This window comes from Streptomyces sp. S3(2020), from assembly GCF_013044505.1.
Classification (GTDB): Bacteria; Actinomycetota; Actinomycetes; order Streptomycetales; family Streptomycetaceae; genus Streptomyces.
The window spans coordinates 1-7254 of sequence record NZ_JABERD010000329.1 but is presented as its reverse complement, the minus strand read 5'-3'; the positions used below and the strand labels follow the sequence as shown (position 1 = coordinate 7254).

The window sequence follows — 7254 nt, the reverse complement described above, 5'->3', positions numbered from 1 at the left end:
CCGACCCCGGTGTACCTGAGTTCGGCGTTGGTCGTCCTCAACCCCCCGGCAACGCGCAACCCGCCCCACCCGCTGACGACTCCCCAGCCGCCGCTCGCCACCCTATCCTACGGCGTCACCCACCAGCCACAATCACCCGCCGGACGCGAGGAGCTGCCTTCCGGCGGTGTCCCCGCCACCTACCAGCCGAGCACGCGCACAGCACGACCCCGCCCAACTCCCCGCCGCGCTCCCCGGCTTCGTCGGCCGCGAGTCCCCGCTCGCGCGCGCGGCCGCCCTGCTCCCCGAGGGCGGCGACGCCCCTTCCGCGACCGTCCTGATCAGCGGCACGGCGGGTGTGGGCAAGACCGCGTTCGCCGTGCACTGGGCCCGCGGGATCGTCCCCCGCTTCCCCGACGGACAGCTCTACATCAACCTCCGCGGCTTCGACCCGGTGTCCGACCCGGTCACCCCCGTCCAGGCGCTCCGCACCCTCCTTGAGGCACTGGGTGCGGCCCCCCGTGAACTCCCCGGCGACCAGGACGCGTTGGCGGCCCGCTTCCGTACCGTGCTCACCGGCAGGCGGGTCCTGATCCTCCTGGACAACGCGCGCGACGCGAGCCAGATTCGGCCTCTGCTGCCCGGCGCCCCGGGCTGTCTCACCATCGTGACCAGCCGGAACCGGCTCGGCGGTCTGGTCGCCCTGGACGGCGCCCACCCGTTGCGTCTGGACGTCCTCAGCCCGGAGGAGGGCCACGACCTCCTGGCCCGGCGGCTGGGCGCGGCCCGGGTCGCCGCGGAGCCGGAAGCGGTGCGGGAGATCGTCGAACTGTGTGCGCGGCTGCCGTTGGCACTGGCCGTCGCGGCGGCCCGCGCGGCCGGGCGCCCCGCCTTCCCGCTCGCCGCGCTGACGGCCGAGCTCGTCGAGGGGCACGGCAGCCTGGACGCGTTCACGGACACGGACCAGGCCGCCGACGTACGGGCCGTGCTGTCGTGGTCCTACCACGCGCTCTCGCCCGCCGCCGCCCGGTTGTTCCGGCTGCTCGGCCTGCACCCGGGGCCGGACATCTCGCCGGCGGCCGCCGCGAGCCTCGCCGGGCTCGGCCTGTCCGCGACCCGGAGCCTGCTGACCGAACTGGTGCACACCCATCTCGTGGACGAGTCCGTGCCGGGCCGCTACGCCTCGCACGACCTGCTGCGCGCGCACGCCACCGAGCTCGCCGTCGAGGTGGACACCCCGGACGAGCTCGCCGCGGCCCGCCACCGTCTGCTGGACCACTACCTCCACAGTGCCCATGCCGCCGCCGAACTCATCGACCTGACCCGGGACCGGATCGCGCTGAGGGAGCCGTCCGAGGGGGTGCGGTGCGAAGTGTTCACCGCGTCCCCGCAGGCCACGTCCTGGTTCGACACCGAACGGACGGTGCTGGTCGCGGTGTTGCGGCAGGCCTCGGCGCACCGCTTCGACGTCCACGCCTGGCAACTCGCGTGGTGTGTCGAGCACTACTTCGGCCGCCAGGGCCTGTGGCACGAACTCGGTGTCACCCTGCGCACCGCCCTGGAGTCCGCCGACCGTCTCGGCGACCCCACCGCCCGCGGGCACGTCCACCGCGGGCTCGCCCAGGCCGAGTCGTACGCCAAACGCATCAGCGACGCCCGCACCCACATCGAGCTGGCCATCGAGCTCTTCGGCGACGTCGGCGACCTCCCGGCGCTCATCGAGTGCCACCGTCAGCTCAGCGCGGTCCTCGATGTCGAGGGGGACCTCGAGGGCGCTCTCGAACACCACCGGCGGGCCCTGGAGCTGCTCGGCCCGGACGGCGACAACAGGCTGCGGTCGTGGATCCTCAACGGGCTCGGCTGGTATCACACGCTGCTCGGGCGGCACCCCGAGGCGCTGGTGTTCTGCGCGTCCGCGCTGCGGCTGGCGCGCGCCGACCACGACGACTACACGCTGGGCCACATCCTCAACAGCACCGGCACCGCCCACCACCACCTCGGGGCCTACGACGAGGCGGTGGCCGCCTTCGAGGAGGCCCTGCTGCGTTTCCAGCGGGTCGGCGGCGTCCCCTGGGCGGAGGCCCACACCCTCGCCTCGCTCGCCGAGACCCGGCTGGCCCTCGGCCGGCCGGAGCCGGCCCGCGCCCTGTTCCTGGAGGCCGTCGGGATCCTGGACCGGCTCGGGCATCCGGACGCCGGTCCGCTCCGCGCGAAGCTGTCCGGACTGCCGCCGCCTACACGGCAGGAGACGCAGACGCAGACATAGATGCAGATGCCGGGTGACCTCAGCGGCTGTCGCATGGGGGCGCCTCCTCGGGTCCGGTGCTTGGGCATGCTCACCCCCACCACGGGCATCGACAGCCGCTGTGGATGTGGACGAGAACCCCACACGCCCCCGGGCCGTAGTGAGAAGTGGGGTCCTGGGCGCCTGGCTCCGGACGACTATCGAACGCCTATCCCATGGCAATCGGTGGTTGATCACCCACTGTGACGATCAAGGGGTCTCTTCCCCTCGATCCGAAACAGGCCGGTCCCCACCATGCGTCCCATGTCGCCCACCCAGCACAAGCCCGAGGAGCACCCGGAATCGCCACACCCGGACGGAGGTCAGGCGTTCGCGCGCGTGATCTACCAGACCCACGGAACCGCCCTGCTCCAGTTCGCCCAGGGACTGACGCTCGGCGATGTGCACGGCGCCGAGGACATCGTCCAGGAGGCCGTGCTGCGGGCCTGGCGCCATGCCGACCGGCTCACCTCGACGCCGGGGCTGACCCGGCCCTGGCTGTTCACCGTGGTCCGGCGGCTCGCGATCGACGCGCACCGCACCCGCAAGGCCCGCCCCGTGGACCTCATACCGGCCGCCCTGGACCACGAGGTCGTCTCCGACTCCAGCGAACGCACCCTCACGGCCCAGGTCCTGCTCCGCGCCCTGACCGAACTGGACCGCCCGCACCGGGAGGTGCTCGTCCACCGCTACTGCCTGGACCGCAGCATCGAGGACACGGCGGCCGAGCTGAACCTGCCGGCGGGCACGGTCAAGTCCCGCAGCAGCCATGCCCTGCGGGCCCTGCGCCGGGCTCTGACCTCGCTCGGGGCCACGACGCCGGCGGGTCTGCGCTGAGCGTCCACGGCGGGTCCGCGCTGAACGTCCCCCACTCGAACATCCCTGACTCCTTGGAGGATCCGGCGTGTCACGCCAGCTACTGACGGTCTGCCAGGACCCTGCCCCGCACTCCCCCGCGGACTCCTTCCGGACCATCGGCGAGGCACTCCAACGGGCGCGCGGCGGTGCCGTGATCAGCGTCCGGCCGGGCCGCTACCAGGAGGGCCTGGTCATCGGGACCCGGGTGACGATCGTCGCCGAACAGGCCCGGGGCAGCGTGGAGATCGCGCCCAGGCGCGGCAGCGCGGTCGTCCTCAAGGCGGACGCGGTGATGCTGACCGACCTCGTACTGACGGGCCGTGACGCGGAGTTGCCGGTGGTGGACGTGGCGCGCGGCCAACTCGCCCTGGAGGGCTGCGATGTGACCGGCGCGGGCTGGACCGCGCTGCTGGCCCGGGGCACCGGCTCGCTCGCCATGCGGGACTGCCGGATCACCAATCCGCAGGGCGCGGGGCTGGTCGTGACCTCGCCGGTGGACAGTTCGGTCGAGTCCTGCACGGTCGAACACCTCGGCACCTCGGGCGCGGTGATCGGTGAACGCGGCCGGGTCACCCTGCGCGGCTGCACCGTCCGGGACGCGCGCGGCAACGGTGTGCTGGCCAACGGTGAGGCGCGCGGCTCGGTCGAGGACTGTGACATCTCCTCCACCGACAAGCCGGCCATCGCCCTGGAGGAGCACTGCACCACCCGGGTGGTGCGCACCGCCGTCCACGACACCAGTACCGGCGTCCACCTGAGCAGCGCGGCCCGCACCACCCTGGAGGACGTGACCGTCACGGCCACCACCGGACCTGGCATCGTCCTGTCCGGCGGCACCGATCCCTGGCTGCGCCGCTGCCGTACCGACCGGACCGAGGGCCACGGGTTGGTCGTACTCGAAAGGTCGCGCGGCACGGTGGAGGACTGCCGCCTGGAAGGGGCGCAGGCACCCGCACTGCGTGTCGCGGGCTCCTCGTCCCCGGTACTGATCGGCCTGTCGGTGCGGGGCGGCGCCGCGGACGGGCTGCTGCTGGAGGAGGAGTCGGTCGCGGAACTGGACCGGCCGGATGTGACGGACGTCGCCGGCATCGGCATCCGCGTACGGACCGGGGCGAACCCCCTGCTGCGCAGGGCACGGATCAGCGCCCCCGGCGGCCATGGCGTGGAGGTCCGCGCCGACGGACGCGGGCGCCTGGAGGAGTGCGTGATCGAACGCCCCGGCGGGGCGGGCATCCGCGTCGAGGACGACGGCTCGCTGTACGTCGGCGGCGGCACCGTCGACACGGCGGGCGGCGGGCCCGGCCTGTCCGTCGGGGCGGACGGCAGCGTCACCCTGCGCGACTGCGAGATCCGCGGTGAGCGCGGCAGCGCGCAGCCCGGCGTCCTGGTGGAGAAGGGCGGCGAACTGACCGCGAGCAGGCTGCGGGTGAGCGGTGCGGGCGGCCATGGCGTGGTCGTCGACGACGGCGGGCGCGGCGCGTTCACCTCCTGCGAGGCGATGGGCAGCGAGGGCGACGGCTTCCGCGTGGACACCGACGCGCCGGTGTCCCTGGTCAACTGCACCGCGCGCGAGAACACCGGCGGCGGCCTGGTCCAGGTCCGCCCCGGCGACCGGCTCGCCGTCGAGGGCCTGACCAGCGCGGACAACGGACGCCGGGACGCCTGGGGCGTCGGCGATGTCGAAGGCACGGACCCGGCGGGGGCTCCGCAGACGCCCGGCGACGGCGGACCGCTCGCCGAACTCGACGCGCTCATCGGACTGGACGACGTCAAACACCAGGTCCGCACTCTCGTGAACCTCACCAAGCTCGCCCAGCGCCGCGCCAGCATGGGCATGCCGGTCCCCCCGATGAGCCGCCACCTGGTCTTCGCCGGCCCGCCCGGCACCGGCAAGACGACGGTCGCCCGTCTCTACGGCACGATCCTCGCCGAGCTGGGTGTGCTGCGCTCCGGCCATCTGGTGGAGGTCTCCCGCGCCGACCTCGTCGCCCAGATCGTCGGCGGTACGGCCATCAAGACCACCGAGACCTTCCATCAGGCCCTCGGCGGAGTCCTGTTCATCGACGAGGCCTACACCCTGGTGTCCGACAGCCGGGGCGGCGGCGCCGACTTCGGCCGGGAGGCCGTCGACACGCTGCTGAAGCTGATGGAGGACCACCGCGACGACATGGTCGTGGTCGTGGCCGGCTACACGGACGAGATGGCCGGCTTCCTGGCCTCCAACCCCGGTCTGGCCTCCCGCTTCTCGCGCACGGTGGAGTTCGCCAACTACTCGGTGCCGGAACTGGTCGCCATCATGGAATCGATGTGCGCCCGCCACCAGTACGAGCTGGAGGACGCCACCCGCAAAGCCCTCTCCGTCCGCTTCGAGCGCATGCCGCGCGACGCCACGTTCGGCAACGGCCGTGCCGCTCGCCAGCTGTTCGAGGAGATGGTGGACCGCCAGGCGACCCGGCTCGCCTCGCTCGCCGACATCGGGCAGCGGGATCTGGCGCTGCTGCTGCCCCAGGACGTGGGAGAGGAAGCCGCCGCGGCGGTGAGCGGGGAAGGACCCGTCGGCGGCGACCCACTCACCCGCCTCGGCGACATGGTCGGCCTCTCCGGCGTCAAACGCGACGTCACCGACCTCGTCAACCTTCTCGCCACCGCCCGCCGCCGCGAGGCCGCGGGCCTGCCCGCGCCCCGCATCAGCCACCATCTCGTCTTCACCGGCCCGCCCGGCACGGGCAAGACGACGGTCGCCCGCCTCTACGGCGAACTCCTGGCGTCCCTGGGCGTGTTGCCGCGAGGCCAGCTGGTGGAAGTGGCCCGGGCCGACCTGGTCGGCCGATATGTGGGTCACACCGCCCAGTTGACCCGTGAGGTCTTCGAACGCGCCCTGGGTGGCGTCCTGTTCGTCGACGAGGCGTACACGCTGACGCCCGCCGGGTCGTCGGGCTCCTCGGACTTCGGCCGGGAGGCCGTCGACACCCTGCTGAAGCTGATGGAGGACCACCGCGACGAGGTGGTCGTCATCGTCGCGGGCTACACCGAGGAGATGGCCGGCTTCCTGGCCTCCAACCCCGGTCTGACGTCCCGCTTCTCGCGCCGGGTGGAGTTCACCGACTACTCCGCGGACGAGCTCGTGACGATCGTCCGCCGGCACGCGGAGACGAACGGCTACGAGTGCGGGCCGGGTACGGGTTCGGTCCTGCGGGAGTACTTCGACTCGCTGCCCCGGGACCGCTCGTTCGGCAACGCGCGGCTGGCCCGTCAGGTTCTGGAGACGATGATGACCCGGCAGGCGGGGCGGATCAGCGCGATGTCCGCGCCGGGCTTCGACGATCTGCGTCTGCTGCTGCCCGGGGACGCGCCGGAGGTGGCGGCCCGATGAAGCGGACGCTCGTGTCGTTGACCCTGGTGACGGTCTGCGCGGCGTGCCTGGGGGCCACCGCCTCCGCCGCGCCCCTGAGCGCCGACCAGGTGAGCCTGCCGGTGGTGCCGTCCGCGCTGGCCGACGGTGTCGCCTGCACGAAGGCGTCGACTGCGGTGGCGAAGGCGGTGCCGTGGGAGCAGGGGGCGTTGGGGCTCGAACGCACCTGGGCGGCCTCGGCCGGGAGAGCGGGCGGGTCCGGGGTGACCGTGGGCGTCGTGGACACCGGAGTGGCGGCCGGGGCGCCCTCGCTCAAGGGCCGGGTGACGGCGGTGGGCTCCGCGGGCGCCGACTGTGTCGGCCACGGGACTTTCGTCGCCGGGCTGATCGCCGCCACGCAGGAGACGGGGGTGCGGTTCGCCGGGGTCGCGGACCGGGCCCGCGTGCTCGCGGTCCGGGGCACGGACGAACGGGGCGCGGCCAGCGCCGGCTCCGTGGCCGCCGGGATCCGTTCCGCCGCGAAGGCGGGTGCCGAGGTGATCGTGGTCTCCCCCGCCCTCAGTACCGGTTCCGAGGGCCTGACGGCGGCCGTGGCGTACGCGACCACGAAAGACGCCCTGGTCATCGCGGCGGCGGCACCCGATCCCGTGGGCTCCGCCACCGACACCGACCCGTCGCCTCAACCCCGCCTCTACCGCTTCAAGTTCAACGGCGGCACCACCGACGTGGTCAGCGCGCCCACGGACGAGCCGGCGGGCAACCCGTCCATCAATTACGACGG

The 7254-nt window shown here is 73.3% G+C and carries 4 protein-coding genes; all 4 read left to right on the top strand.

Going from position 1 to position 7254, the window contains the following annotated elements; translation table 11 throughout:
* Window positions 1-166: 166 nt before the first annotated feature.
* Window positions 167-2245, top strand: a complete 2079-nt coding sequence (locus tag HLK59_RS52560) for a tetratricopeptide repeat protein (protein WP_346779988.1) — start codon at window positions 167-169, stop codon at window positions 2243-2245.
* 282 nt (window positions 2246-2527) lie between these two features.
* Window positions 2528-3100, top strand: a complete 573-nt coding sequence (locus HLK59_RS46520) for a sigma-70 family RNA polymerase sigma factor (RefSeq protein ID WP_171147736.1) — start codon at window positions 2528-2530, stop codon at window positions 3098-3100.
* A 67-nt stretch (window positions 3101-3167) separates the two neighbouring features.
* Window positions 3168-6494 carry a right-handed parallel beta-helix repeat-containing protein gene (locus HLK59_RS46515; protein ID WP_171147735.1) on the top strand — a complete coding sequence of 1109 codons (3327 nt, stop codon included), beginning with the start codon at window positions 3168-3170 and terminating at the stop codon, window positions 6492-6494.
* Window positions 6491-7254, top strand: a 764-nt coding sequence (locus HLK59_RS46510; RefSeq protein WP_171147734.1) for a S8 family serine peptidase, incomplete at its 3' end; no start/stop codon positions are given. The genes HLK59_RS46515 and HLK59_RS46510, both read left to right, overlap by 4 nt.

What these genes read in the sequence shown, in the direction of transcription:
- HLK59_RS46520 (WP_171147736.1), top strand. Translation starts at nt 2,528, where the DNA reads ATGTCGCCCACCCAGCACAAGCCCGAGGAGCACCCGGAATCGCCACAC.